Raw genomic sequence first — 26,191 nt, 5'->3', positions numbered from 1 at the left:
CCTAGCGTGAAGGCATGAGCGTGAGGGCATGAGCGTGAACGGCGCGGTCGTGGTCACCGGCGGGGCATCCGGGCTCGGAGCCCTCATCGCCGGAGCCCTGCTCGAACGCGGCCGGCGCGCGATCCTGGTCGACCGCGACGCGTCGGCGGCCGAGCGCGCCGCGACCGCGTTCGAAGACCGCCATGGCGTGCCGGTTCCCGTCGTGGTCGCCGATCTGGCATCGATCGCCGGTGCTCGGGCTGCGGCCGACGCGCTCGCCGAGCCGAGGCTCGAGGTCGCCGCCCTCGTCAACAACGCCGGAGCGTGGTCGGCTGGCGAACAGTACCCGGCGGCCGACAGCGACGCCTGGCTGGCGACGGTGACCCTCGACCTCCTCGCGCCGATGCTGCTGACCCAGCACCTGTGGCATCGGCTCGCGGCAGTGGGCGGCGCCGTGGTGAACATCGGCTCGAGCGGCGGCGAGGGCGACTCGCCCTACGGGTCGCCCGAGTACGGGGCCGCGAAGGCGGGCATCCGGCGCTTCACGACCGCGCTCGGCGATCGCACCGACGTGCGCGTGATGGCGGTGGTACCCGGCTGGATCGGCCTCGAGCGCGCTCATCGGCAGCTCGCCGCGCTCAGCCCGGCGGAGCAGCGAGCTGCCAGCCCGTTGATCGCGCCGCAGCAGGTCGCCGACCGCGTCATCGGACTGCTCGATCACGGACATGCCGGAGAGGTCGTCGAGCTGCTCGGCCCGTGATCCGGAACTGCAGGGGTCAGCGGGTCGCTACCGGACGTTCGGGTGCCCCACGACCTCGGCGAGCGCGTTGCCGATGAAGACCGCCGGGTCGGCACACGCGCCGGTGGTGCGACCGCCGGCGACGGTTGCGGTGCCCTCTGGGCACTCCCCCGACTTGATGTCGCTGTTGGCCATGACGATGAGCGTGGTGCCCGACTCGAGGTGGTGCTGCAGCACGGTGTTGAAGCCGGGCATCGTGCCGTCGTGGCCGTACCAGCCGAGCGCCAGTCCCATGCCGAGGCCGTAGGCGCGAGCCTCGGTCTGCGGCGCCGAGGTGCCTTCACCCGTGTAGACGGGAATGGAGAAGTCGAACGAGTCGATGCGCTGCTGCTGCCACTCGGGCGCGAGGATGCCGTCGCCGGTGGCCAGCGTCTCGCTCCAGGTGAGCAGGTCGTCGAGGTCCGAGATGACCGAGCCGGCCGTCCAGCCCCATGACGGGTTCCAGTCGGTGGTCTCGACTGGAACGCCGTCGTCGACGCCCTGCAGCGTGTACCCCTGCGCGTGCGGCTCGGGGAACGAGGCATCCGTCGGGAAGATCGTGCCGTCGAGGCCGACCGGCCCGAAGATCTGCTCCTGCAGCACGTCTTCGATGGGCTTGCCCGTGACCTGCTCGATGACCATGCCGAGCAGCACGGTGTTGGTGTTCGAGTAGAAGGTCATGGTGCCCGGCGCGAACATCGGCTCCTCGCCGCGCACGAGACCGACGAGCTCGTCAGGCGTCCACACGTAGTTCGGGTCGCTGAACAGCTTGTCCTCGAACGACTGGTTGAACGTGTACGACGGGATGCCGCTGCGCATGGCACCGAGTTCGTAGAGCGTCGCGTCGCCGTTCGGCATGCCCGGAATGTACTGCTCGATCGGGTCGTCGAGCGAGAGGGCGCCCTGCTCTGCCAGCTGGATGAGCGCCGTGACGGTGAACGTCTTGGTGACGCTGCCCACGCGATGGTTGACATCGGCGGTCATCGGAACGGTCTTCTCCCAGTCCTCGAAGCCGACCGTCGCGGCCCACGTGCCCTCTGGCGTTCGCACGCCGATGACGGCGCCCGGCGAACTGACGCCGGCGAAGGCCTCGGTTGCGGCAGCCGCGAGTTCCTCGCCGAGTTCCGCCCCGAGGCCGTCTTCGACGACGACGGGACGACCGTCCGATGTCTCGGCCGCGGCGGTCTCGGAAGGCGACACGTCACTCGAAGGACCGGCGCAGCCGGCGAATCCGGCGACGACGAGCCCCCCGAGGGCAAGGCTCACGAAGGCGGTGCGGATGGTGCTCGGCATGTCGTCCCCATTCGATCAAGACCGGGCTGCGCCCTCACTCTAGGGGAGGGCGCAGCGCAGGGGGCCGTTCGTCCCCTGAACTGGGGCGCGCCCCTGCACAGCGCCGGCGCACGCCACGGGACTAGGGTCGCGATTGGGAGCAGGGGCTCTCGAACTGCGTCGTGCACGATGCCGAGAGGCTGATCATGCAGAACTCCAGGCGAACGGTCGCAGCCATCGCGGCCGCAGCAGTCACCGTCGGCACGGCCCTCGCGCTCGGCGGGTGCGCCGCCACGACGGCATCGGATGCCGCCACGAGCCCGCCCGCGACATCCGCCCCGCTCCTCGACACCGCGTTGCGCACGCAACTCGAGACGGCGCTCGACGAGGGCTTCGCGGCATCCGGCATGCCCGGGGTCATCGTCGGGGTGTGGGTTCCGGGTGAGGACGAATGGGTCTCGGCGCGGGGCGTGGCCGACGTCGAGACCGAGGAGCCGATGAGCCGCGAGAACCAGCAGAAGATCGGCAGCATCACCAAGACCATCGTCGGAACCGTGATGCTGCAGGTCATCGGCGAGGGCGAGTTCGACGTCGGCCTCGACGACACCCTCGACCGCTGGTACCCCGACTTCCCCGAGGCGTCGAACATCACGGTGCGGATGCTGCTGAACCACTCGAGCGGCGTCGGCGAGGCCGGTCGAGCCCAGGTCGACCGCATCTGCGCCGACCCGCACGCGATCCCCGCACCCGATCAGCTCATCGCGATCAGCGCGGCGACCCCACGCGCCGACTTCGCGCCGGGTGACGGATTCGAGTACGCGAACGGCAACTACTTCCTGCTCGGCGGGATCCTCGAGCAGGTCACGGGCGCCGACCTGGCGACGCTCATCCACGACCGCATCACCGAGCCGTTCGGCATGGACCGCAGCCGCTTCGCGCCCGACGGCGAGGTCACCGCCCCGCTGACCCACGGATACTCCGGGTTCTGCCCCGATCTCGGCGAGACGGTCGACACCGTGGAGTGGTCGAACGGCGAGAGCTGGGCCGGCGGCGCCATGGTCTCGACCCTCGACGACCTGCACGCATGGGGTGAAGCGCTCGGCCAGGGCGCCGGCGTGACCCCCGACCTGCAGGTCGCCCGATACGCCGACCGCGCGATCATCTCCGAGGAGACCGGGTCCGCGTACGGGCTCGGCGCGGGCGTCGTGTACGACACCGCGACCGACTGCGTGCTGATCGTCTCCCACGCCGGCGCCGAGCCCGGGTACGGCACGAACTTCGCGTACTACCCGATGACCGGTGCCGTGCTCGCGATGCTCGGCAACGGCGACGGCGGCACCGGCGACGCGGCGTCGGAGATCACGAAGGCGCTGGCGCCGCTGCTCGGCCCTGTGCTGTACCCGACGCCGACCGAGGCCTGCGCCGCGCCCTGGGGGTGAGCGCGCCGATCATGCGCAACGACCTCGACCACGGCGGCACCGCGCGGTGACGATGTACCAGTTGCGCCTCATCGGTGAGGCGGAACTGGCATATCGATTCCGCCTCTTCCTTCCCTCAGCGGATGACGCGACCTGCCGCCGCCGCCCGCACCGCGTCGAGCACGGCCTGCAGCGCCGGCGAGTCGGCCTGGCTGCGGCGGTGCACGGCCGAGATGTCACGGGTCGAGGCCGGGCGCGCGGTCGGGATCGCCACGAGATCCGCGTGCAGCGGAGGCCGGCCCATGCGCGGCACGAGCGCGACGCCGAGGCCCGCGCGCACGAGCTCGAGGTGGTTCTCGAACTCCATCGACTCGTGCACGACGCGCGGTGCGTTCGAGACGCCGTCGAACAGCCGGCGCAACCACTGACGGCAGATCGTCGAGTCGAAGGTCGCGATCCAGTCCTCGCCGGCCAGGTCGGCCGGGGCGAGCTCGGCGGCTCCGGCGAGCGCGAGCGGGTGATCCCGGCGCAGCACGACGTCGGCGACATCAGTGAACAGGGGCGTCTCGACCAGGTGCTCGGGCATCGAGAGGGCCACGCCGCCCCAGCGGTGCACGATGCCGAGATCGCGCTGACCGGACGCCACGAGCGCGACCGTCTCCCACGGTTCGCTCTCGCGCAGGGGCACGCGCAAGTCGGGGTGCTCGGCACGCAGGCCCGGCAGCACGTCGACGAGCAGGCCGCGCACCGCGGTCGAGAACGCGCCGACGCGTACCTCGCCGGTGACACGGCGCACGGCCGTGCCGCTGTCGGAGCCGGCGCCCGCGGCGCCCGCGCGCCCCGTGAGGTGCAGGTCGGCCTCGATGCGCTCGAGGTCGGCGAGCACGTTCGCCGACGACGTGACGAGGTGGCGGCCGGCGTCGGTCAGCACGACGCCGCGGCCCGCCCGCTCGAGGAGCGCGACACGGGTGCTCCGCTCGAGGCGCTTGATCTGCTGCGAGACCGCCGAGGGCGTGAATCCGAGCGCGTCGGCCGCGGCGGCGACACTGCCCCTCGTCGCCACCGCACGCAGCGCGACCACCGCTTCGAGATCGATCATGCAGCGATGCTACCGAATCACCGCCTGAAATGATCGCTGGTGTTTCCGGATGCCGCGGGCGAACGTAGAGGCATGACGAGACGCGACATGCTGCTGGCCGCCGCCGTGGCCTCACTCTGGGGCTTCAACTTCGTGGTGATCTCGTGGGGCATGGAGGGCATCCCGCCGCTCTTCTTCGTCGCCGTGCGCTTCGCGCTCGTCGCGCTCGCCGTGATCGTCGTGCCCCGCCCGCTCGCGGGCTGGAAGACCGTCGTCGGCGTCGGGCTGTTCATGAGCCTCGGCCAGTTCGCGCTGCTGTACACGTCGATCGCGCTCGGCCTGCAGCCGGGCGTCGCGGCCCTGCTGCTGCAGGCGCAGGTCGTGCTGACGATCGTGGTCGCGGCGCTCGCCCTGCGTGAACGACCGACCCGCATGCAGGCGATCGGCGTGCTGGTCGGCACCGTCGGGCTCGGCATCGTGGCCCTCGGTCGCGGCGGCGACGCACCGGCCCTCGCCGTCGTGCTCTGCCTGCTCGCCGCCCTCTCGTGGGCGATCGGCAACGTCATCTCCCGGCGGGCCGGCCCGGTCGCGCCCGCGAAGCGCCTCGGTGCACTGTCACTCACGGTGTGGTCGTCGCTCGTCGTGCCGCTGCCCGCGTTGGGCCTGTCGATGCTCTTCGAGGGGCCTGATGCCATCGCCGCCGGCATCGCGGCATTCGGCTGGCGTCCGATCCTCTCGACCCTCTACACCGCCGGCCTCTGCACGCTCGTCGGCTACGCGATCTTCAACGCCCTGCTCGCCCGCAACCGCTCGGCGTCGGTCGTGCCGTGGGTGCTGCTCGCACCCGTCGTGGCGATGGCCTCCGCCGCCCTGCTGCTCGGCCAGGTTCCGAACGTCTGGGAGACGGCCGGCGGACTGGTGCTCGTGGCCGGCGTGTTCGTGGCGAACGCTCCCGGGCCGCGGGCGAAGCCCCCGGCATCCCCGCAATCCGCTCCAAGGGCCGACATCGTGCCCGGCCCCGCTCGCCGCGCCCCCTGAAGTGGGGCGAGGCCCGCCCGGTGCCGGCGGATAGTGTCGCGGGTGGGGGCAGGTCATGGGCAATCCGAGGTGGTCGGTGTTCGCCGGCGCGGTCATCGCGGCCGTCGCCGTCACCCTGCTGAGCGGATGCCTCGGCACGGCCCCGCGCGGTGGTTCGGATGCCGCGACGAGCTCGCCCGCGGCATCCGCCACGCCCCTCGACCCGGAGTTGCTCGGGCAACTCGAGGCGGCCCTCGACGAGGGCTTCGCGGCATCCGGGATGCCCGGCGTCACCGTCGGGCTGTGGATTCCCGGTCACGAGGAGTGGGTGGCCACGCGCGGCGTCTCGGATCTCGACTCGAACGAGCCCATGGATCGGGCGAACCAGTCGAAGATCGGCAGCGTCACCAAGACCATCGTCGGCCAGGTCGCGCTGCAGGTCATCGGCGACGGGACGGCGGGCCTCACCCTCGACGACACGATCGATCGCTGGTACCCCGAGGTTCCCGAGTCGAACGCGATCACCCTGCGCATGCTCATGAACATGTCGAGCGGCATCGGTCCGCCAGGGCAGACGCAACTCGACCGGATCTGCGCCGATCCGCATTCGACGATCACGCCGGACGAGATGATCGCGATCGGCGCGGCGACCCCGCGCGAGCCGTACGCCCCTGGCGAGGGCATGACCTACTCGGGCTACAACACCTTCATCCTCGGACGCATCCTGGAGCGCACCACCGGCACCGACCTGGCCGCGCTGATCGACGAGCACCTGCTGAAGCCGCTCGGCATGACTCGCAGCCGCTTCGCCCCCGACGCCGTGCTGGCCGAGCCGTTCAACCGCGGCTACTCGGAGTTCTGCCCGCAGTACCCGCAGCCCACCGACACCACCGACTGGACCAACCACGAGGCCTGGGCTGCAGGCGCCATGCTCTCGACCATCGACGACCTGCACACCTGGGGCATCGCGCTGGGCGAGGGGTACGGGCTCACGCCCGAGATGCGCACCGCACGCCTCGAGGACCGCGCCCCCGGCAGCATCGGCGCGGGGTACGAGTACGGACTCGCGGTGAACGTGCACGTCGACCCCGACTCCGGATGCGTGCTCGACGTCAACCACAGCGGCGCCGAGCCCGGCTACGGCGCCCACGTGCAGTACTTCGAGGGCTCGAAGGCGGTGCTTGCCCTCATCGGCAACGGCGACGGCGGTACGGGCGAGGCGTTCGGCGACGTACTGCGGCCGCTGGTCACGGTGCTCCCGACCTCGGTGGCCCCGACGTCGATCGACTCCTGCGAGACCGAATAGCCGGCGGCGAGCGCGCGGCCTTGCCGGTCATCGGTCGCCGAGCTGCGCGACGACCCGGGCGAGCGGATGTCGCGCGCTACGCCCAGCCGAGCTCGCCGAGCCTCGCGTCGTCGAGCCCGAAGTAGTGGCCGATCTCGTGCACGAGCGTGATGCGCACGCGGGAGCGCAGGGCGTCGAGATCGGCGCTGTGCTCCTGCATGTTGTTCTTGAACAGCGTGATGCGGTCGGGCAGTTCGCCGTAGCCGTAGACGCCGCGCGTCTTCAACGGGCGCCCGCTGTAGAGGCCGAACAGTCGCGGACGCTCGCCGATCGGCTGGTTCGCGATGAGGATCGCGACGTTCTCGACGCCGCGCACCATGTCGTCGGGCAGCGCGTCGAACTCGTCGGCGACCATGCGCTCGAAGTCGTCGTCCGAGATCTCGACCATGTGCTCATTCTGCGCCCGTCTGTCGGCTCCCCGGCCGACTCAGCAGCAATTGCCCGGAGAGCGCCGAGGACGCCGCCCGCCGCCCGCCGCGAGCGCCGACTACCGCCGTGGATCGATGATCTGCTCGAGCACGCGTTCGTACGCCCCCGGCCCGATCGAGATCGCCCCGGCGTACGGGTGGTCCATGTCCGCCGTCACGAAGATGACGAGGCCGACGAAGAGCGCGAGCAGGCCCGCCATGACCAGGTGCAGTCGGGGGTTCCCGAAATGGATGAACGCGATGAGCACGGCGTTGACGGCCGCTCCGACCCAGATGACGAGCCAGAAGAGCGGTGGAAGCGCGAGGGCGGTGGCGTCGATCCGGGCTCGCCGCGATTCGATGAGGTCGTCGAACGTGGCGAGCGCCTGCTGGAACTCCGCCTGATCGCCGCGGGTGTCGGCCTCGACCTCGTGCAGGAGCCGCTCGAACTCGTCGATCTGCGCGTCGCTCGCGTCGGGCAGGATCCCTTGCGCCTGGTCTGGGAAGTCGGCCTCGATGACCGTGTGCATGTACTCGTCGAGCACCCGTTGCATGGCCCCGTCCAGTCCGTCGGGCAGGCCCGTGGTCGCGCGGTAGAGCGCGCCGGCATCCGCGGCCTCCTCGATGGTCGCCTTTCGAGTGTCGGCGAAGTTCTCGTAGACCGAGACCGCGACGAGCGCGAGCAGGATGCCGAAGAAGACCCCGAACGTGCCGATGACGTGCGCGAGCGCGCGATCCCATTCCTTGAAGTCGGTGACGTACCGCTGCACGACCGGCCGCAGTCCGACGACGATCAGGCACGAGACCGCCACGAACCCGCCCACGAACAGCGGGAGCGAGATCCACACGCTCGTGTCGTAGAACCAGTTCATGCTCGCTCCCCCGCCCCCGCGAAGGACGGGCGCCACCACGCCCGTCGTTGTCGCTCAGACTACGGATGTCGCCCGCTCGCCCGCCATCCCCCGATCGAGAATGCTCAGCGAGCCACCTAGAGGCGCCCTCGGACGGTCACCCGCTGCTTGCGCAGGCGGCGAGTGCACGGCTCCGGCGCCGCTTCAGCCCCGCTTCAGCAACGGCGACGAGAATGGCGGAGATGCGAATCCTGGTGGTCGACGACGAGGTGCGCCTCGCCGACGGCGTTCGGCGCGGTCTCGAGGCCGAGGGGTTCGCCGTCGACGTCGCGCACACCGGCATCGACGGCCTCTGGCGTGCGCGCGAGACCCGGTACGACGCCATCGTGCTCGACCTGATGATGCCCGGCATGAGCGGGTGGAAGGTCTGCGAGGCGTTGCGCGCCGAAGAGAACTGGACGCCGGTCATGATGCTCACGGCGAAGGACGGCGAGTGGGATCAGGTCGAGGCCCTCGAGACGGGCGCCGACGACTACGTCACGAAGCCCTTCTCGTTCGCGGTGCTCGTGGCCCGCCTGCGCGCGCTGATCCGGCGCGGCGGCGTCGAACGCCCGGTCGTGCTCGAGGCCGGCGACCTGCGCCTCGACCCGAGCAGTCGTCGCGTCTGGCGGGGCGACGAGCAGGTCTCGCTGACGGCTCGGGAGTTCTCGGTGCTCGAACACCTCATGCGCCACCGCGGGCAGGTGCTCTCCAAGCGCGACCTCATCGCGGGCGTCTGGGACGACGACTTCGAAGGCGACCCGAACATCGTCGAGGTGTACGTCGGGCACCTGCGACGCAAACTCGATCGCCCGTTCGGACGCGAGGCCATCGAGACCGTGCGCGGCTCCGGTTACCGGCTGGCGGCCGACGGTGGCTGAGCGCGAGGCGCGGGCCCGACCGGCAACACAGCCGCCGCACGCGCAGCGCACTCGCCGTCGCCCGTCGCGATTCCGATCGGTGCGGGCACGGGCGACGGCCGGAGCGACGGTGGTCATCGCGGTCGTGATGCTGATCGGCGCCGTGGCGTTCTCGGTCGTCCTGCGCGGCACCGTGCTCGACACGGCCGCACGCGCCGGCGAGACGCGCCTCGAACTGCTCGCGGGCGAGATCCGAACGCAGGGTTCGTCGGCCGTCGAGGCCGCCGACGACGAGATCGTCCAGCTGCTGTCGGCGAGCGGCGAGGTCGTCGCCGCGTCCGAGGACGCCCCCGACGACCCCCTGCCGTTCGGCGACGAGTCGCAGGTCTCAACGGTCGACGGCGACCCCGTACTCGTGCTCGCCGAGGGCGTCGACGACGACGGAACCCTCGTGCTCGCCGTGCCGGTGGAGGACGACCTCGAGACCCTCGGCACCGTGTCGATGCTGCTCGCCGTGTCGGTTCCGCTCGTGGTGCTGCTCGTCGCCGCGCTCACCTGGGTCGTCATGGGGCGAGCCCTCCGGCCGGTCGCCCGCATCACGGCCGAGGTCGACGACATCACGGCCGACCGCCTCGATCGACGCGTACCCGTTCCGGCATCGGGCGACGAGATCGCCGCCCTCGCCGAGACCATGAACGCGATGCTCGGGCGACTCGACGCATCGGCGAGCGCGCAGCGCCGCTTCGTGTCCGATGCGTCGCACGAGCTCAGGTCACCGCTCGCGACGATCCGCCAGCACGCCGAGCTCGCGCAGGCGCACCCCGAGGTCACCTCGCTGCACGAACTGTCGGATGTCGCACTCGACGAGGGGCGGCGCCTGCAGGCCCTCGTCGACTCGCTGCTGCTGCTGGCGCGACTCGACGAGGGTGCGCCCACCGGCGATGAGCCGGTCGACCTCGACGACCTCGCGCTCGCCGAGGGGTCCCGGCTCCGTGCGGCCGGCATCGCGGTCGACGTCTCGGGAGTCGGCCCGGCCCGCGTGCACGGAGACCCCCAGCTGCTCGGACGCCTCGTGCGGAACCTGGCCGACAACGCCGCGCGGCACGCCCGCGGCCGCGTCGCGATCGGCCTCTCCGAGCGCGACGGGTCGGCTGTGCTCGTGGTCGACGACGACGGCGCCGGCATTCCCGAGAGCCAGCGCGAGCGCGTGTTCGACCGCTTCGTGCGCCTCGACGACGCCCGCGATCGCGATGCCGGCGGCAGCGGGCTCGGCCTCGCCATCGTGCTGGGCGTCGCGCGCGCCACGGGCGGCGACGTGCTGATCGAAGACGCGCCGCTCGGCGGCGCGCGATTCATCGTGCGCCTGCCCGCGGCACTCTGAACCCGTCGGCCAGCATCACCTGAACGGCCCTTCAGCAAGCTTCAGCATCGCTTCAGCGCCCGTTCGACACCATCGGGTCATGAACGAAACGACGAACACCCCGAACGAGCCGAACACCCCGAGCACCGCGAGCACCGCGAGCACCGCCAGCACCGCGAACGAGCCGACCACGCCGAGCGAACGCGTCACCCCGAACGAACCCATCACGACGTCGGATGCCGCGGCGCCCCGCTCCACGCGCAAGCGCACGCTGCTCATCACGGGCGGCTCGGTGCTCGCCGCCCTGCTCCTGGCCGGCGGTGGCGTCGCGGTCGGCGCGGCGGTCGCCGACGAATTCGGGGACGACCGCGGCGATGCGACTGCCGGCGAGTCGGCCGAACCGGCCGGCCACGACGAGCGCGACGATGACAGCGACCGCACCGACACCGGCTCGGCGAGATCGGCCGACCTCGGCAGCACCTCGTCGGACGAGCTCACCGGCATCGCCGACGCAGCGGCCGCCGTGGCGGACGGCACGGTCGTGAGCATCGACGCCGAATCCGACGGCAGCTGGAAGGTCGAGCTCCGCAGCGCGTCGGGCGACGAGACCGAGGTGCGCGTGGCGTCCGACGGCACGGCGACCGTCGTCTCGACCGAGCCCGCCGACGCCGACGACGCCGCCGAAGCGGCACCGCAGGGCGTTCTCGACGCCGGCGCACTGCAGGCGCTCGTGACGGCGGCGCTGAGCGAGGTCGACGGCCGGATCGTCGACCTCGAGGCCGATGACGACACGACCTCGCCGTACGACGTCTCGGTGCTCACGCAGGACGGCCGCACCATCGACCTCGCGCTCGACGCGGACTTCGCGGTGGTCGCCACGGACACCGAGGACTGAACCCCGACGGGCGCGGCACCGATCTGCGTGAACCGACGGTGCCGCGCCCGCCCGCGGCATCCGCTCGCTCGGATCACGAACGCGTCAACCGGTCGACGCCACCGCCCCGACCCCGGTATCGTCCGGTGGGTTCACAGCTTGCATTCACTCGACGGACGGAATCGCGATGTCAGAGATCCTGCTCTTCCACCACGCACTCGGACTCACCGAGGGCATCGAGGTCTTCGCCGACGGACTGCGCGACGCCGGCCACACCGTGCACACGCCAGACCTCTTCGAGGGGCGGACGTTCGGCTCGATCGACGAGGGTGTCGCGTACGCCAAGTCCGTCGGTTGGGACGAGATCATGGACCGCGGCCGTCGTGCGGCCGAGGCGCTGCCGACCGGGCTCGTGTACGCGGGCTTCTCGCTCGGCGTGGTGCCCGCGCAACTGCTCGCCCAGACCCGCGCCGGTGCGACGGGCGCCCTCTTCTTCTACTCGTGCCTGCCGCCCGAGGAGTTCGGAGCCTGGCCGAGCGGGCTGCCCGTGCAGATCCACGGCGCGGATGCCGACCCGTTCTTCATGGACGAGGGCGACGTCGACGCGGCCCGCGCCCTCGTCGCGGAGGCCGACGACGCCGAGCTCTTCCTGTACCCCGGCGACCAGCACTACTTCGCCGATTCCAGCCTGCCGAGCTACGACGCGGCGGCGACCCGGTTGCTGATGGAGCGCGTGCTCGGGTTCCTCGACCGCGTCGGCTGAGCGCGCAAGGCGGGTCGACCGCCGACCGACGCCCGTCGCCCGCCGACCGGCCGTCGGCGGTACCTGCCACGATGGGCGGATGACCCGTCCTGACGCCATCGACCTCGCCACCTGGAACCGGCGCGAGGCGTTCGAGCACTACCGCCGCAGCGTGCCGTGCACGTACGCGATCACGGTGGAGCTCGACGTGACGGCGTTCGCTGCGGCCCTGGCCCGATCGTCGCGCAAGACCTACGTCGCGCAGATCTGGGCGATCGCGACCGTCGTGAACCGCCACCGCGAGTTCCGCATGGCCGAGACGGCAGACGGTGAGCCCGCCGTCTGGCCGGTCGTGCACCCCGCGTTCACAGTGTTCAACGCCGAGCGCGAGACGTTCGCCGCCGTCTGGACGCCGTACGAACCAGACTTCGCGAGGTTCCACGAGGCTGCCGCCGAGGTGCTGGCCGATGCCGCGAGCGCGACCTCGATGTTCCCGCAGGGCGAGCTGCCGGCCGATGTCTTCGACATCTCGAGCCTGCCGTGGACGAGCTTCACCGGGTTCACGCTCGCCATCGACGGCGGCACGAACCACCTGCTGCCGATCTTCACGCTCGGGCGCTACGTCGAGCGCGACGGCCGCACGCTGCTGCCGCTCGCGGTGCAGATCCACCACGCGGCGGCCGACGGGTTCCACACGTCCAGGCTCGTGCGCGAGCTCGAGGAGCTCGTCGCCGATCCGCGCTGGGTGGACGCGTGACCTCCGCCCGACGCTGAGCCGTGCGGGCGTCGGCCCAGGGCTGCCGAACGGTTCAGCCGAGCCCGGATCGGCCCTCCGCGGCATCCGACCCGCTGGGCTCACCCTCGACCGGACGGCTCGACAGCCCGACCGCCCCGCGGCCCTCGCCCGTCGAGAGCGCGGCCGTGACCGCGACCGACTCGTCGACGTCGGGGTACTGCGGTCGCAGCTGCACGGGCTGGCGGCGGCGCTCCTCTCGCTTGGCCTTGCGCGACGAGGCGAGCAGGTTCAGCGCCTCGACGAGGATGGCGAACGCCATCGGCGCGTAGATGAGCGCCTTGTCGATGTGCACGCCGAAGCCCTCGGCGATGAGGAACACGCCGATCAGCAGCAGGAACGACAGGGCGAGCATCTTCACGGTCGGGTGGTTGTTCACGAACGTGAAGATGAAGCGCGACGCGAACAGCATGATGCCGAACGAGAGCACGACGACGGTGACGATGACCACGAGATTCTCGGTCATGCCGACGGCCGTGATCACCGAGTCGAGCGAGAACACGATGTCGAGCAGCAGGATCTGGATGAGCACCGACCCGAAGGTGATGCGCTTCGGCGCGGCGCCGTGCTCGTCTTCGGCGCCCTCGAGCTTGTGATGAATCTCGGTGACGGCCTTGTAGACGAGGAAGAGACCACCGGCGATGAGGATCAGATCCTTGACCGAGAAGCCCATGCCCCAGAGCTCGAAGATGTCCTCCTTCAGCGTGATGATCCACCCGGCGAAGAACACCAGGATCACGCGGATCACCATCGCGAGCGTGAGGCCGAGGTTGCGGGCCTTGGCCTGCTGCTCCTTCGGCAGCTTCGACGCGAGGATCGAGATGAAGATCACGTTGTCGACGCCGAGCACGATCTCGAGCACGAACAGCGTCACGAACACCGCGATCAGGTCGGGTGTGAAGGCGAAGGAGAAGTCCACCCGCCCATGTTAGGTGCGATGAGCGGATGCCGCTGGCCTCCGTCGTCGGGCACGTGGAATGTCGGTGGGTGGCGGATCGCCACGTAGCCGCGACCCTCAGGCCGTGCCCGCGATCACGCCGACCACCGCATCCCAGGTCGACGGGGGCAGGTCGTGTCCGCCGCCCCGGATCGTGACGAGCCGCGCCCCGGGGATGTCCCGTGCCAGCGCCTGCCCGTTGCCGAGCGGGAACACCGGGTCGGCCGTGCCGTGCACGACCGTCGTCGGCACGCGGAGCCCGCCGAGCCGCTCGCGCCAACGGACGCCGTGGTCGACGATCTCCGCCTCGCCCTCATCGCGATGCATGCCAGGCGAGCGTCGCACGGTGTCGGCCCAGATCGCACGGTCGTGCGCCTCGTCGAAGTCGTCGCCCGCATAGTCGCGATCGACGACGACGTGGTACTCGATCACCGATTCTGGGTCGCCCCAGTCGGGCTCGGGCACCGAGTCCGCCCACGCCTGCTGCATGCGGTCGGTCGCGCCCGGCAGGTCGGGGTCCGCCTCGAACATCGTCGGACTCGTCTCGATCAACGTGAGCGCGAGCACCCGGTCGGGGTGGTCGAGTGCCGCAAGTTGGGCCACCCACCCGCCGGCCGAGAAGCCGACCCAGTGCGCGGCATGCGGCGGTGAGCCGTCGCCGACTCCGTCGGCGGCGTCGGCTACGGCGCCCGCAGCATCGAGCACGGCGATCGCGTCGCCGAGGGCGACGTGGAGCCCGTCGGTCCGCGGCGGCGGGCCGAGCGTCGTCTCCCCCGTGCCGCGCTGGTCGAAACGCACCACGCACCGCCCGCCCTGCACGAGCAGGTCGCAGAACTCCGGTCGCCACCAGTCCATCGACGATTCGGCGCCGGCCACGAGCAGCACGAGCGGATGACGCGCATCGCCGATCACCTCGGCCGCGATGACCGCGCCGTCCGGGCGCGCGACGGGCAGCGCCCGCCGCGAGGCATCCGTCGATCCCATGCGACCCCCTCCGTCCGTGCCCATGATGCTCGGCTGCGGGAGGAACCGCCACGGGTGGACCCATGCGGGGCCCGGTGACGGATGCCGGTGGCGGTCGCCCGCGCCGCGTGGCAGGCTCGCCGCCATGACCTCGACCTCGTACGTGGCGCTGCTGCGCGGCATCAACGTGGGCGGGCGCAATCCGGTCGCCATGCCGGATCTCGTCGACTGCTTCGAGCACGTCGGCGTCGACGGCGGCGGGTTCGCCGACGTGCGGACGCACCTGCAGAGCGGCAACGTGCTGTTCACCGCGAGCGTGGCGAAGCGGGCCGCCGACACGAAGCTCGAGTCCGCCATCGAACAGGCGCTGGAAAAACGGTTCGGGTTCGAGATCCCGACGCTCGTGCGCTCGCGCGACGAGTTCGCCGCCACCATCGAGCAGGCTCCCGCCGACCACGGATCGGAGCTGCTGCGCAGCGACGTCTTCTTCCTCAAGGCGCCCCTCACGGCCGAGGCCGTGCTCGCCGAGATGCCCGAGCTGCGTCAGGGCGTCGATGCGATCGCCCCCGGCCCGGGGGCGCTCTACTTCTCGCGAGTCAAGGCGAAGGCGACGAAGACCCGCATCCAGAAGCTCATGGCGATGCCGGTCTTCAAGCAGATGACCGTGCGCAGTTGGAAGACCGTCACACGGCTGCTCGAGCTGCTCGACAGCGCCTGAACGAACGGCCACGGCGTCGCTTGCCCCCGATCCGATCGCCTGACACGATGCATGCAGCCCCTACGCGACGACGCCCACGAGCGGAGACCCGATGCCCGAGACCCTCGAACGCCCGCCCGCCGACGCGGTCTCGACGCTGCCGGGCGCTCCCGTCATCCGCCGCATCCGGCGTCTGCTGTACGCGGCGGGCGCCACGGCGATCCTCTACGGCGTGCTGGGCACCGCGGGCAAGGGCGGGTGCCCCGGCGGGGTTTCCGGCGACGGCGGCTTCGTCGATGCGAACGGCGCCGCGACCGACGTCGTGCCCATGTGCGTCAACCTCACGTTGCGACCGAGCCCGATCGTCTACGCCGTCATCGTCGTGATCGTGCTCATCGCGATCAGTCGCGTGCTGCGCAGCGCCGACTCCGAGGTCGCCGCGTTCCGCACGCTCGACCGGGCGGCGATCGTGATCGTCGCGGTCACGCTTGCCTGGGCCGCTCTCGCGCTCGTGTCGTTCCTTTCGATCGACGTGAGCGCCTGGGACGGCGTCCGGCCGTTCCCCTACCCGGACTTCACCTTCGGCAGCATCGACATCGACGTGACGCCGATGCAGACCGGAACGGAGTGACCCCGGATGCCGCGGCGAGCGCCACGCGCCGCATCGAGTTGACCCTGCGCAAGCCGTGGTTCGCGCTGCACTGGGGCGTCAGGCCGACGCTCGTGATCGGCGGGCGCGGCCAGCCCGTGCAGTGGGGACACGGCACCTGGCAGGTTCCCGCCGACGAGACGGCCGTCATCGGCGTGTTCCTCTTCAACCGGATGTGGCGCTACGGCCGCGCCGAGTTCGCGCTCGAGCCGCGGCATCCGCCCGCCCTCGTGTACCGCGCCCCGATGCTGCCGTTCGGGCCCGGACGCATGCGGGCCGACGTCACAGCCAGCCGCGCTCCCGGGCGAAGGTGAGCGCCTCGAGGCGGTTGCGTGCGCCGAGCTTGCCGATCGCGTTCGAGAGGTAGTTGCGCACCGTGCTCGGCGACAGCGAGAGCTGCACGGCGATGTCGCGCGCGGTCGCGCCCGCCGCGGAGGCGCGCAGCACGTCGGCCTCCCGTTCGGTGAGCGGCGAGTCGCTGGTGCCGAGCGCCTCGGCGGCGAGCTTCGGGTCGACGACGCGCTCCCCGGATCGCACCCGCCGGATCGCGGCGGCCAGCTGCTCGACCGGGTCGTCCTTCACGAGGAAGCCGCGCGCACCCGCGGCGAGCGCGCGGCCGAGGTACCCGGGCCGGCCGAACGTCGTCACGACGATGACCACGCACTCGGGCACCGCCGCCAGCAGCGGCGCGATCACGTCGAGCCCGTTGCGGCCCGGCAGTTCGATGTCGAGGAGCACGACGTCGGGTCGCAGGCGCTCGGCCGCGGCCACGACCTCGTCGCCGCGCTCGACGCCGCCGACGACGGTGAGGTCGTGCTCGAGGTCGAGCAGGGTGGTCAGCGCCGAGCGCATCATGCGCTGATCCTCGGCGATGAGGATCGTGGTCGGGTCGCTCATCGGCCTGCCTCGCGCGTGCGGTCGGCGCCGAGCGGGATCTCGGCGGTGAGGCGGAATCCCGAGCCGCCCGACGCCCGATCCTCCACCGTCAGCGCGCCGCCGACCGCCTCGACGCGTTCGCGGAGACCGTCGAGTCCGCTACCGCCACGGCTCGACCCCGGAGCGGACCCGCCCGCGCCCGCAGATGCGGCCGGCGGGGTTCCAGCGCCGTCGTCGGCGACCATGACGCGCACCCGCTCCGCGCTCACGACGACCTCGATCGAGCAGAGGCGTGCCGCCGAGTGCCGCAGCACGTTCGTCGCGCCCTCGCGCACGACCCAGCCGAGCACCGCGTCGACGCTGAGCGGCAGCGCGACGGCCGGTGCCGTGACGGAGGTCGCGACGCCGGCGTCCTCGAGCGCAGCACGCGCGTTCGCGAGCTCCACGCCGAGGCTCACCGTGCGGGAGCCTGCGACGACCGAGCGCACCTCGCCGAGCGCCTCGCGTGCGATCGCCTCGACCTCGCCGACATGGGTGGACGCGGCATCCGGATCCCGCGGAATGAGGCGCCGGGCCGCCTCGGACTTCACGGCGATGACCGACAGCGAATGCCCGAGCAGGTCGTGCAGGTCGCGCGAGAACCGCAGCCGCTCCTCGGCGACGGCGGCGACGGCGAGCCGCTCCCTCGTGCGATCGAGTTCGCGGGCGAGGGCGACGTAGTACTGCACGAGGAAGTTGCCCGCGCCGCCGGCGAACGCGGCGAATCCCACGAGCACCGCGGCCTCGAGCGACCACGTCGCCATGCCGACGGCCAGGGCACCGCTCACGGCGATCGCGCCGACCATGGGCATGGCCCAGCGGCGCCGGATCGCGAGCGACGCGGCGACCGCGAGCAGCGGGAACAGCAATGCCTGCTCGGTGCGCCAGAGCACGAGGTATCCGCTGCAGAGCAGCAGCAGCGCGACGAACACGGCCTCGGTCACGGCCGTCGGGCGGCGACGCGACCCGAACGGCAGCGACACCGCGGCGCCGAAGACGCCGCCGAGCAGGAGCACGTACGCGATCCTCGCCCAGTCGCCGGCCATGATCGCCGCCACGAGCGGCGCGATCAGCAGCACGGGTGCGGCGACGAGCGCGAGCCACGGACCCGGCCGGTAGGCGAGCCAGGTCGTCGCCGGATGCCGCGCGGTGTGCTGAAGGTCGTCGATCGTCGTCATCGTCTCACTCGTCCCGAGGTCGTCGCTGCGGTCGGGTTCGGTCCCGTCGCCAATCTACGACACCGCCGGATCGAGGCGTCGGGCCGCTCGCGGCAGGCCGAGCACCAGCGCCGCGCCGGTCGCGAGGTGCATCGCGAGGAGCACCACGAGCACGACCCCGCTCACGGCCGACAGCAGGGGGCCGAGCAGCGAGACCGCGAGCACCGTCCACCCGATGATCGCGAACGTGCGGCCGCTGCGGCGCGAGAACCGCTCGAGCAGCGCCAGCACGCCCCACGCGCAGCACCCGGCGACCAGCACGGCGACCACGATCGATGACGGTGAGACGACCTGCGCCGTCGGGCCGGTGCCCACGGTCAGGTCGAGACCGGCGATCGGCACCGCGACCGCCCAGATAAGCAGCGGCAGCACGGCCGCAACGAGGAGGACGGCGGCCCGCTCGAGCCGACGCCGTGCGCGGCCTGATACCCCGGAGCGTTCAGGAGGGCCGGCCGGCGTCATTCCCTTCGTTGCCGAAGCCCCCGTCGTCGCCGTCACTCCGGTCGTCGGAGCACCGTTCTGGATCGTCTCGTCGTTCATGTCCTCGACGTTAGGAACCGCACGAACGGTCCGGCAGGGTCGGATGTCACGACCTCGGCATGACGAATGTCACCCGCCGAGCAGGTCCGCGTACTGCGGGTTGCCCTCGAGGAACGCGGCGACGACCGCGCAGTGCACCACGAGGCGCTGGTCACGGGTGCGGATGTCGTCGAGCGCGTCGGCGATCAGGTCGGCCGCGATGCCCCGGCCGCGGAACTCGGGCACGACACTCGTCGCGAGCACGTCGACCTCGTCGTCGGTCTCGACGTAGCGGATGCTCGCCACCTCGGCGCCCTCGATCGTGGCCGAGTACTTCTGCTCGTCGGCCAGGCGGTGCACGGCGATCTCGACGTCGGAGTCGGCCGATGGGCGGTCGACCTCGCGCACCTCGGCGGCGGTCACCTCGTCGACGAGCGCTGCGGTGCCCTCGTCGAGGAAGCCCGTACCGTCGGGATATCCGGCCGCGTCGGGGTACTCGACCGGCGTGAATCCGTCTCCTGCGCTCATTGCCCATCTCCTTCGATCGCGTGCCAGGTTCGGTGGCGGGTGGGACCAGCCGTGGTCTGCTTGGCGCAACCCGGGGAGGGGCCGCCTGAAACCCGGTACTCCCGCTCTTCTCTCACGACTCGACCGAACCTGTCAACAGTCATGACCGAGCGGATGCCGCGGCTGTGACATCCGCGTTCGCCGGCGCGGTGTCAGAAATTCAGGAGATTCGCCGTTCCACCGCTCTCAGGGCACCTCGATGGCCGGATCTCCTGAATTTCGCGCTGCTGCGGCAGTCCTCAGCCGCCCGCGAGGTCCGCAGCCCGGCGCACCGCGTCGGCGAACGCGCGCGGCGCCTCCTGCGGGAGGTTGTGCCCCGCGTGAGGAACGAGCCGATGCTCGTGGGGGCCGACGAATCGGACACCGGCCGCAGTCGCGTCGCGCGCGGGGAAGTTGCCGTCGGCGAGTCCGTCGAGCGTGACCGTCGGCACCCCGATCGACGGCAGGTGCGCCAGTTGCGCCTCGAGTCGCGAGTACTCGGGCGCCCCGTCGACGTGGGCGAGCCGATGCCGGTACGAGTGGATCACGACCTCGACGAAATCGGGGTTGTCGAACGCCGATGCCGCTCGATCGAACTCGGCGTCGCCGAAGTCCCAGTCGGGCGAGTTGCGGCGCCAGATCACCTCGGCGATGCCGCGCGGATCCCGGGTCAGCCCGAGCCGGCCCCGCTCGGTGAGGAAGTAGAAGAAGTACCAGAACCCGGCCTCGAGCTCCGGTGCGAGCGGATGCATCGACGCGGCGATGTCCTGGATGAGGTACCCGTTGACGGCCACCAGCGCCGTGACCCGCTCGGGCTGCAGCGCGGCGACCACGCAGGCCGCGCGGCCGCCCCAGTCGTAGCCCGCGAGGATCGCCCGCGGAATCGCGAGCGCGTCCATGAGCTCGATCACGTCCTGCCCGAGGGCGGTCTGCTGCCCGGTGCGCGGCTCTGATGAACGCAGGAATCGCGTCTCCCCATGGCCGCGCAGGGAGGGCACGATCACCCGGAAGCCCTCCGCGGCCAGCATCGGTGCGACCTCGACGTAGCTGTGGATGTCGTACGGGAACCCGTGCAGCAGCACGATGGGCTCCCCGTCGGCCGGACCGGCCTCGAAGTAGGCGACGTCGAGGCGGCTCGTCTCGACGTGCCGGAGCGGCTGCAGCCGCGGAATCGCGTTCATGGGGTGCTCCTCTCGAACCGGGCGCGTTGCGAGCCCGTCACGAGCCTCGACCGAGCCCGACCCGCGGATGTGACGACCGGTCGACGAAGGCGCTGCCTGCGTCGAGTGTCACAGCGGCAACCCCGACCCGGTCTGAGCTGACATCGCCCCGCATTCCGCGGTCGACGATTCGAGAAGGGAAACCGCCATGTCAGATCAGAAGCCGACCGTCGTGCTCGTGCACGGGGCGTTCGCCGAATCCGCCAGCTGGAACGGCGTCATCGAACGCCTCTACGCCCAAGGGGTCACCTCGGTCGCCGTCGCGAACCCGCTGCGAAGCCTCGCGGGCGACGCCGCATACGTGCGCGACGTCATCGCGTCGATCGACGGGCCCGTCGTGCTCGTCGGCCACTCGTACGGCGGACTCGTGATCAGCGAGGCATCCGCCGGCAACGAGCAGGTCGCCGCACTCGTCTACGCCTCCGCGTTCGTGCCCGAGCAGGGCGACAGTGCCTTCTCGCTCTCGGCGAGCGCGCCCGGGTCCACGCTCGGCGAGGCGCTCGACGCGCACCCGATCTCGACCGGCGGCGTCGAGCTCGTCATCCGCCGCTCGGTGTTCCGCGACCAGTTCGCCGCCGACGTCCCCGCGCAGGTCGCCGGCCTCATGGGCGCGACCCAGCGCCCCGTGACCGAGGCCGCGTTGAAGGACGCCGTGCAGGCCGAGGCCCCCGGCTGGACCGACCGGCCCTCGTGGCACGTGTTCGGCGCGGAGGACCGCAACATCCCCGCCGCGGTGCTGCGAGCGGGCGCCGAGCGCGCCGCCTCGCTCGGCACCAACGAGATCGCCGGCGCCTCGCACGCCGTGAGCGTCTCGCAGCCCGAGGCCGTCGCCGCCACGATCCTCGCCGCCGTCGCCCACGTCGTCGACCGTCGGGCGGCCGCGTAGGCAGCCTCGGCCGCAGTCGCATCGGCGTCGAACGGATGCCGCGGACGGGCGCAGCATCGCACCCCGCCCGCCCGCGGCATCCGCTCGCCCGATGCGAACGCCTGCCCGAATCGCTCGCGCTGCCCGCGGCAACCGGCATAGCATGCGAAGGTCGCGGAGATTTCGCGGAGGTCGTCACAACTCGGGTTGCTGCGCGGTCGTAGCTGCAAGGGGACGGCTGCGGTCCCCTCCGCCGACCGACGGGACACGACATGGATGCGAACCTCGACGATGCACTCGCCGCCTTCGAGGCGGTGCGCGGACGGCTCTTCGGCATCGCGTACCGCATGCTCGGCAGCGCCGGCGAGGCCGAGGACATCGTGCAGGATGCCTGGATCCGGTGGCAGGGCACCGACCGCTCCGCCGTCGAGAACGCGCCGGCGTTCCTGGCGACGACGACGACCCGGCTCGCGATCAACGCGCTGCAATCGGCGCGCGCCCGCCGCGAGACGTACGTCGGCCCGTGGCTGCCCGAGCCCGTCGACACGAGCGCCGACCCGACGCTCGGCGCCGAGCGGGCCGAGGCGCTGGGCTTCGCCGTGCTCGTGATGCTCGAGCGGCTCACCCCGACCGAGCGCGCCGCCTACGTGCTGCGCGAGGCGTTCGCCTACCCCTACGACCAGATCTGCGAGATCGTGCAGGTCTCGGAGCCCGCCGCGCGGCAACTCGTGAGTCGCGCTCGAAAGCACCTCGCCGGCGAGCGGCGGCGCGAGGCGACGGCGACCGAGCAGCGACGGCTGCTCACCGCGTTCCTGACCGCGGCGAAGACCGGCGACCTCGACGAGCTCGAACGGCTCTTCGCCGAAGACGTCGTGTCGTACACCGACGGAGGCGGCGTCGTGCGCGCGTCGAAGTTCCCGGTCGTGGGTCGCGAGCGGGTCGCGAAGTTCGTGCGCGCGTTCCACACGCACTTCTGGGAGGGTGTCTCGATCGCCGAGGCCGACACGAACGGCCAGCCGTCGGTACTGCTCTCGAAGGACGGCACGACGTTCGCCGTGATCACCCTCGTCGTCGGCGCCGAGGGCATCGACCAGGTGCTCTGGATGATGAACCCGCACAAGCTCGGGGCCGTGGCCTCCCGTGCCGCCTCGTGATCCGGCCGCCCGCCTGCTCGACGCGCTCGAACACTCGAACGACGTCGCGCTGGCGAGCGTGCTGAGCCGCGACGTGCGCCTCGTCGTCGACTCGGGAGACGACCGGGGCGGCGAACTGCGCGGGCGGGCCCTGGTCGCCCGCGAATTGCACGACCTCGTGCTGCGACATCCGGATGCCGCGTGGATGGCGGTGCACGTCAACGGCGCCGCCGGCCTCGCGATGCGCCGGTTCGACGGCCAGGTGGTCGGCGTGCTCGGCATACAGGGCGAGCCGGCGATCGACCTGCTGTGGCTCTCGACCGCTCCCCGCAAGCTCGCGAGCTGGAACCGGCGCCGGCCAGATCCCGGGCTCGACTGAGGCCGGTCCGGCGGGTCGCGTCGGCCGGTCGCATCGATCGGGGTGTCACAGATGCGGGAGCCATCCGGTCGAAGCTCGTGACGGCAGCGGATCCACCGCCGCCACGACGGAAGGCACCAGTCATGAAGATCGTCGTCATCGGAGGCACGGGCCTCATCGGCTCGAAGGTCGTCGAGCAGCTCATCGCGCACGGCCACGAGGCGATCGCCGCCTCGCCCAACTCGGGCGTCAACACCATCACGGGCGAGGGCGTCGCCGAGGCGCTCACCGGCGCGAACGTGGTGGTGGACGTCTCGAACTCGCCGTCGTTCGCCGACGACGACGTGCTCGCCTTCTTCACCACCTCGACGAACACGCTGCTCGCCGCCGAGCGCGAGGCCGGGGTCGGCCACCACGTGGCGCTGTCGATCGTCGGCGCCGAGCGCCTGCCGAACAGCGGGTACCTGCGCGCGAAGGTCGCTCAGGAGCGGCTCATCGAGGCGTCCGGCCAGCCGTACTCGATCGTGCGGGCGACGCAGTTCTACGAGTTCGTCGGGCGCATCGCCGACGAGGCCACCGTCGATGGCACCGCACGGCTCAGCACGGGCCTCATGCAGCCGATCGCGGCGGCGGATGTCTCGGTCGCCGTCGCCCGCATCGCGGCCGGCGACCCCGTCAACGGCACGGTCGAGGTCGGCGGGCCCGAACGGCTCGGCCAGGACGAGTTCGTGCGCGCGGGCCTCGCCGCCAAGGGCGACCCGCGCACCGTGATCGGCGACCCCGAGGCGCTGTACTTCGGCACGAAGCTCACGGGCACCGAGCTCGTGCCGCTGAGCGCCGACGCGCAGCTCTCGTCGACCTCGTTCGCGGAGTGGCTCGCGGCACAGGCGGCCCAGGCCGTGCCGGCGCCCGGCGCCGCCCCGGTGAGGTAGCCCGCCATGCGCATCGCGGTCATCGGCGGCACCGGACTCATCGGCACGCGCCTCGTCACCCGGCTCGAGGCCGACGGCCACGACGTGGTCGTCGCATCGCGGGCGACCGGCGTGAACTCGTACACCGGCGAGGGGCTCGCGGAGGCGCTCGCCGGTGCGGAGACCCTCGTCGACGTCTCGAACTCGGATTACCTCGACGAGGCCGCCGCCAACGAGTTCTTCTACGGATCGACGCTCAACCTGCTGACGTACGGCGCAGCGGCGGGCGTCGCCCATCACGTGACGCTCTCGGTCGTCGGCACCGACCGGCTCGCCCGCACCGAGGGCGGCTACTTCGCCGCGAAGGCGGCGCAGGAGCGACTCGTCGTGCAGTCGGGCCGACCGTACTCGATCGTGCACGCGACCCAGTTCTTCGAGTTCATCGCGAACATCGCGGATGCGGGCACGAGCCGCAACCTCGTGAGGCTCTCGCGTGCGCTCTTCCAGCCGATGGCGGCCGACGACGTGGCCGCCGCGGTGGCCGCGACCGCCGTCGCTCCCCCGCTCGGCCGGATGGTGGAGTTCGCGGGGCCCGAGCGGTTCCAGCTCGAGGAGCTCGTGCGTCGCCAGTTGCGCCTCCGGAACGACCTGCGCGACGTGGTCGCCGATCCGCTCGCCCGGTACTTCGGCACCGACCTCGACGAACGCGAGCTGCTGCCGGGGCCCGACGCGACGATCGCCCCGACGCGGTACGAGGACTGGTTCGCGGCCGGCGGTCGGGCGTACGAGCCCGCGACGGCGCATCCGGCGTAGCATCTGCCTCGCAGCACCACGCGATCGGAGGACGCCATGACCGGAACCGGATCCGCAGACGACCCGTGGCAGCTCACCACGGCCCCGGGCACGAGCGCCTACACGATGCACCGCGACGAGGCCGCCGATCCCCCGGCGCTCGTGTGCCAGGTCGGATCGACGACCCTGAAGTACCGTCTGAGCGCAGTCGACGACCTCGCCGCCTGGCTGCGCGAGCAGGCCGACTGGGTCGACCTCGGGGCCGCCGACGAGCAGAAGGCGGCCCAACCCGGCACGGTCGAGGCGTGGGGTCGCGACGAGGCGAATCCGGTGGGCGGCTGGTACGGGCTTCGCAAGGGCTACCGCGGCAGGTTCGGCATGTACCTGCCGCCGCTGCTCGAGGCGCTCGGGCTCGCCGAGCTCACCCACGAGAAGCGCAACAACCGCATACGCGCGATCTGAGCGTCAGCCGATGCGCCGGTGCGCGGCGGATGTCACGGTCCGGCGCACGCGGAGGCGTCGGCGCTTGCGCGGGGTGCGCCGGCGCCGACCGTCAGGGGTCAGCCGTCGAACTCGACCCTCGCCTCGAGGCCGAGGAACGCGCCGTACCGGACGGCGGCCTGCTCGACGGCGTCGACCTCGCGCGGGGCGAGCCCACGGTACGGCTGCACCGCGAACTTCACGGAGGACGCGGTGAGCGTTCGCTTCATGGCGGCGACCAGCTGGGCATCGACGAGCGCCATGCCGATCGCGGCCTCGCGAGCTCGAGGCACGACGCCAGCGGCATCGAGCACCCAGCGCGAGTCCTGGTATCCGCGATACATCTCGTCGAGGACCTGCAGCAGGTGTCCGGCTGGCTCGTCATCCGTCGGCGCCGCGGATGTCGGCAGGTCGCCGCTCGCATGCCAGTAGGTGCGTCCGTCGTGCTCGAAGGAGTCGAGCCGGTCGACCACGGCCGCGATGCCTCTGCGCACGTCGGTCACGGTGAGCGTGGCCCAGTACGCGAGGTCGCGCGCGGTCGCCGGGCCGTGCGACGCGAAGTACCGCAGGGCGAGTTCGGCGAGCGCCTCATCGCGGTCGAGACGGCGCGCGTCGGGCACGCGATCGGCGAGGAGCGCGTACGTGTGCTCGCCGTCGCGCGGCGCGCCGCTGCACACCAGGCCGAGCACTTCGAGCCGCCCGAGCAGCAGCATCAGCTGTTGGCCCGTGAGCTCCTCACCTCGTTCGGCGAGCGCGGCGGCGACCTCCGGCCGTGTCCGATCGGGCGATTCGGCGAGCATCGCCTCGACGACCTCGCCGAGCGCCTCGACCCGGTCGGCGATCGGCTGCAACTGCTGCTCGAAGATCGGCATCACCCGCGGCCTCGTGAGTTCCTGCAGCCAGAGCGCGTCGTCGGCGTGCACGTAGTGCCAGGTCGAGCGCAGCACGTGCAGGCGCAGCACCCGACCGTCGGCGAGCGCGCCGGCGAGGTCGTCCTGGGCGGGCGAGGCCGTGCGGGTCGCGACCGCCCATGCCGACTGCGACGCGTTCTCGGCCTGCACGGCGCCGAGGGCGCGCACGACCTCCTCGGCCGTGCCCGAGGGGGCGGCGAGCCGCTGCGAGCGCAGTCGCCAACGAGCGAGTTCGCGATCGGTGGTCATGTTCGCAGCGTATTCG

Annotated in this window: 30 protein-coding genes; 18 read left to right on the top strand and 12 right to left on the bottom strand. The window is 71.7% G+C overall.

The genetic code is table 11. The features are described 5' to 3' along the window. Nucleotides 1-28 precede the first annotated feature (28 nt). A complete protein-coding gene (locus ATC03_RS04485; RefSeq protein WP_067873639.1) occupies nt 29-739 on the top strand; it encodes an SDR family NAD(P)-dependent oxidoreductase in 711 nt (236 codons plus the stop codon). A 27-nt stretch (nt 740-766) separates the two neighbouring features. Here the strand turns inward: ATC03_RS04485 and ATC03_RS04480 are convergent, their stop codons facing one another. Further along, complete coding sequence (locus tag ATC03_RS04480) at nt 767-2,050, bottom strand: serine hydrolase domain-containing protein (protein WP_084003285.1); 1,284 nt, start codon at nt 2,048-2,050, stop codon at nt 767-769. Nucleotides 2,051-2,235: 185 nt separating this feature from the next. Here ATC03_RS04480 and ATC03_RS04475 point away from each other — a divergent pair, with 185 nt between their 5' ends. Beyond that, nucleotides 2,236-3,468, top strand: a complete 1,233-nt coding sequence (locus ATC03_RS04475) for a serine hydrolase domain-containing protein (RefSeq protein ID WP_152030866.1) — start codon at nt 2,236-2,238, stop codon at nt 3,466-3,468. A gap of 115 nt (nt 3,469-3,583) precedes the next feature. On the opposite strand, the gene ATC03_RS04470 is transcribed toward ATC03_RS04475, so the two are convergent. Further along, the gene (locus tag ATC03_RS04470) at nt 3,584-4,546 is read right to left on the bottom strand and encodes a LysR family transcriptional regulator (RefSeq protein ID WP_067873633.1); all 963 of its coding nucleotides are present in this window, start codon (nt 4,544-4,546) and stop codon (nt 3,584-3,586) included. Nucleotides 4,547-4,618: 72 nt separating this feature from the next. Between ATC03_RS04470 and ATC03_RS04465 the strand changes: the two genes are divergently transcribed. Next, a complete protein-coding gene (locus tag ATC03_RS04465; protein ID WP_067873631.1) occupies nt 4,619-5,563 on the top strand; it encodes an EamA family transporter in 945 nt (314 codons plus the stop codon). A 55-nt stretch (nt 5,564-5,618) separates the two neighbouring features. Then, on the top strand, nt 5,619-6,848 hold the full coding sequence (locus ATC03_RS04460) for a serine hydrolase domain-containing protein (protein ID WP_067873629.1): 1,230 nt from the start codon (nt 5,619-5,621) through the stop codon (nt 6,846-6,848). Nucleotides 6,849-6,924: 76 nt separating this feature from the next. Here ATC03_RS04460 and ATC03_RS04455 read toward each other — a convergent pair whose 3' ends face one another. Then, nucleotides 6,925-7,275, bottom strand: a complete 351-nt coding sequence (locus ATC03_RS04455) for a metallopeptidase family protein (protein WP_067873626.1) — start codon at nt 7,273-7,275, stop codon at nt 6,925-6,927. Between the two features lie 99 nt (nt 7,276-7,374). Continuing rightward, on the bottom strand, nt 7,375-8,166 hold the full coding sequence (locus ATC03_RS04450) for a bestrophin-like domain (RefSeq protein ID WP_067873622.1): 792 nt from the start codon (nt 8,164-8,166) through the stop codon (nt 7,375-7,377). A 221-nt stretch (nt 8,167-8,387) separates the two neighbouring features. On the opposite strand from ATC03_RS04450, the gene ATC03_RS04445 reads away from it, so the two are divergent. The 5 genes from ATC03_RS04445 (at nt 8,388) to ATC03_RS04425 (ending at nt 12,777) form a co-directional block, all read left to right on the top strand. Further along, nucleotides 8,388-9,065: a response regulator transcription factor gene (locus ATC03_RS04445; RefSeq protein WP_067881401.1), complete on the top strand. Its 678-nt coding sequence runs from the start codon at nt 8,388-8,390 to the stop codon at nt 9,063-9,065. Nucleotides 9,066-9,174: 109 nt separating this feature from the next. Then, nucleotides 9,175-10,425 (top strand): HAMP domain-containing sensor histidine kinase, encoded by a 1,251-nt coding sequence (locus ATC03_RS04440; protein WP_227820232.1) that lies wholly within the window; start codon nt 9,175-9,177, stop codon nt 10,423-10,425. Between the two features lie 79 nt (nt 10,426-10,504). Continuing rightward, complete coding sequence (locus ATC03_RS20500) at nt 10,505-11,299, top strand: PepSY domain-containing protein (RefSeq protein ID WP_156997193.1); 795 nt, start codon at nt 10,505-10,507, stop codon at nt 11,297-11,299. A 166-nt stretch (nt 11,300-11,465) separates the two neighbouring features. Continuing rightward, complete coding sequence (locus tag ATC03_RS04430; protein ID WP_067873617.1) at nt 11,466-12,041, top strand: dienelactone hydrolase family protein; 576 nt, start codon at nt 11,466-11,468, stop codon at nt 12,039-12,041. 79 nt (nt 12,042-12,120) lie between these two features. After that, nucleotides 12,121-12,777, top strand: coding sequence for a CatA-like O-acetyltransferase (locus tag ATC03_RS04425; protein WP_067873613.1), 657 nt, complete (start codon nt 12,121-12,123; stop codon nt 12,775-12,777). A gap of 52 nt (nt 12,778-12,829) precedes the next feature. Here the strand turns inward: ATC03_RS04425 and ATC03_RS04420 are convergent, their stop codons facing one another. Further along, entirely contained in the window at nt 12,830-13,732 is a 903-nt protein-coding gene (locus ATC03_RS04420) for a TerC family protein (RefSeq protein WP_067873610.1), read from the bottom strand. Between the two features lie 96 nt (nt 13,733-13,828). After that, nucleotides 13,829-14,734, bottom strand: coding sequence for an alpha/beta fold hydrolase (locus ATC03_RS04415; protein WP_067881395.1), 906 nt, complete (start codon nt 14,732-14,734; stop codon nt 13,829-13,831). Nucleotides 14,735-14,858: 124 nt separating this feature from the next. Between ATC03_RS04415 and ATC03_RS04410 the strand changes: the two genes are divergently transcribed. The 3 genes from ATC03_RS04410 to ATC03_RS04400 all read left to right on the top strand — a co-directional run bounded on the left by ATC03_RS04410 (nt 14,859) and on the right by ATC03_RS04400 (nt 16,373). Further along, nucleotides 14,859-15,431, top strand: coding sequence for a DUF1697 domain-containing protein (locus tag ATC03_RS04410; protein WP_067873607.1), 573 nt, complete (start codon nt 14,859-14,861; stop codon nt 15,429-15,431). A gap of 91 nt (nt 15,432-15,522) precedes the next feature. Next, entirely contained in the window at nt 15,523-16,041 is a 519-nt protein-coding gene (locus ATC03_RS04405) for a hypothetical protein (protein ID WP_067873604.1), read from the top strand. Then, nucleotides 16,038-16,373 carry a hypothetical protein gene (locus ATC03_RS04400; RefSeq protein WP_067873601.1) on the top strand — a complete coding sequence of 112 codons (336 nt, stop codon included), beginning with the start codon at nt 16,038-16,040 and terminating at the stop codon, nt 16,371-16,373. Before ATC03_RS04405 ends, ATC03_RS04400 begins: the two co-directional genes overlap by 4 nt. Here ATC03_RS04400 and ATC03_RS04395 read toward each other — a convergent pair. The 5 genes from ATC03_RS04395 to ATC03_RS04375 all read right to left on the bottom strand — a co-directional run bounded on the left by ATC03_RS04395 (nt 16,342) and on the right by ATC03_RS04375 (nt 20,437). Next, nucleotides 16,342-16,956, bottom strand: coding sequence for a response regulator transcription factor (locus ATC03_RS04395; protein WP_067873598.1), 615 nt, complete (start codon nt 16,954-16,956; stop codon nt 16,342-16,344). The two genes, ATC03_RS04400 and ATC03_RS04395, sit on opposite strands and share 32 nt — an antisense overlap. Continuing rightward, entirely contained in the window at nt 16,953-18,152 is a 1,200-nt protein-coding gene (locus ATC03_RS04390; RefSeq protein ID WP_067873595.1) for a sensor histidine kinase, read from the bottom strand. The genes ATC03_RS04395 and ATC03_RS04390 overlap by 4 nt, the downstream gene beginning before the upstream one ends. Before the next feature lie 54 nt (nt 18,153-18,206). Next, nucleotides 18,207-18,731 carry a DUF6069 family protein gene (locus ATC03_RS04385; RefSeq protein ID WP_084003283.1) on the bottom strand — a complete coding sequence of 175 codons (525 nt, stop codon included), beginning with the start codon at nt 18,729-18,731 and terminating at the stop codon, nt 18,207-18,209. Between the two features lie 69 nt (nt 18,732-18,800). Then, a complete protein-coding gene (locus tag ATC03_RS04380) occupies nt 18,801-19,238 on the bottom strand; it encodes a GNAT family N-acetyltransferase (RefSeq protein ID WP_084003282.1) in 438 nt (145 codons plus the stop codon). Nucleotides 19,239-19,516: 278 nt separating this feature from the next. After that, on the bottom strand, nt 19,517-20,437 hold the full coding sequence (locus ATC03_RS04375) for an alpha/beta fold hydrolase (RefSeq protein ID WP_084003281.1): 921 nt from the start codon (nt 20,435-20,437) through the stop codon (nt 19,517-19,519). A gap of 187 nt (nt 20,438-20,624) precedes the next feature. On the opposite strand from ATC03_RS04375, the gene ATC03_RS04370 reads away from it, so the two are divergent. From ATC03_RS04370 to ATC03_RS04345, 6 genes are all read left to right on the top strand, one after another. Next, complete coding sequence (locus ATC03_RS04370; protein ID WP_067873590.1) at nt 20,625-21,362, top strand: alpha/beta fold hydrolase; 738 nt, start codon at nt 20,625-20,627, stop codon at nt 21,360-21,362. A 251-nt stretch (nt 21,363-21,613) separates the two neighbouring features. Next, nucleotides 21,614-22,495 carry an RNA polymerase sigma-70 factor gene (locus tag ATC03_RS04365; protein WP_067873587.1) on the top strand — a complete coding sequence of 294 codons (882 nt, stop codon included), beginning with the start codon at nt 21,614-21,616 and terminating at the stop codon, nt 22,493-22,495. Continuing rightward, complete coding sequence (locus tag ATC03_RS04360; protein WP_067873583.1) at nt 22,482-22,853, top strand: hypothetical protein; 372 nt, start codon at nt 22,482-22,484, stop codon at nt 22,851-22,853. Before ATC03_RS04365 ends, ATC03_RS04360 begins: the two co-directional genes overlap by 14 nt. A 122-nt stretch (nt 22,854-22,975) precedes the next feature. After that, nucleotides 22,976-23,764 (top strand): SDR family oxidoreductase, encoded by a 789-nt coding sequence (locus ATC03_RS04355; RefSeq protein ID WP_067873580.1) that lies wholly within the window; start codon nt 22,976-22,978, stop codon nt 23,762-23,764. Between the two features lie 6 nt (nt 23,765-23,770). After that, on the top strand, nt 23,771-24,556 hold the full coding sequence (locus ATC03_RS04350) for an SDR family oxidoreductase (protein ID WP_067873574.1): 786 nt from the start codon (nt 23,771-23,773) through the stop codon (nt 24,554-24,556). A gap of 36 nt (nt 24,557-24,592) precedes the next feature. Beyond that, nucleotides 24,593-24,997, top strand: coding sequence for a DUF6855 family protein (locus ATC03_RS04345; protein ID WP_067873570.1), 405 nt, complete (start codon nt 24,593-24,595; stop codon nt 24,995-24,997). 98 nt (nt 24,998-25,095) lie between these two features. On the opposite strand, the gene ATC03_RS04340 is transcribed toward ATC03_RS04345, so the two are convergent. After that, nucleotides 25,096-26,175 (bottom strand): winged helix DNA-binding domain-containing protein, encoded by a 1,080-nt coding sequence (locus ATC03_RS04340; protein ID WP_067881383.1) that lies wholly within the window; start codon nt 26,173-26,175, stop codon nt 25,096-25,098. Between the last annotated feature and the right edge of the window lie 16 nt (nt 26,176-26,191).

This window comes from Agromyces aureus, from assembly GCF_001660485.1.
Lineage (GTDB): Bacteria > Actinomycetota > Actinomycetes > Actinomycetales > Microbacteriaceae > Agromyces > Agromyces aureus.
Note: the sequence above shows the minus strand (reverse complement) of the source record. Positions and strands in the feature narration are given on the sequence as shown.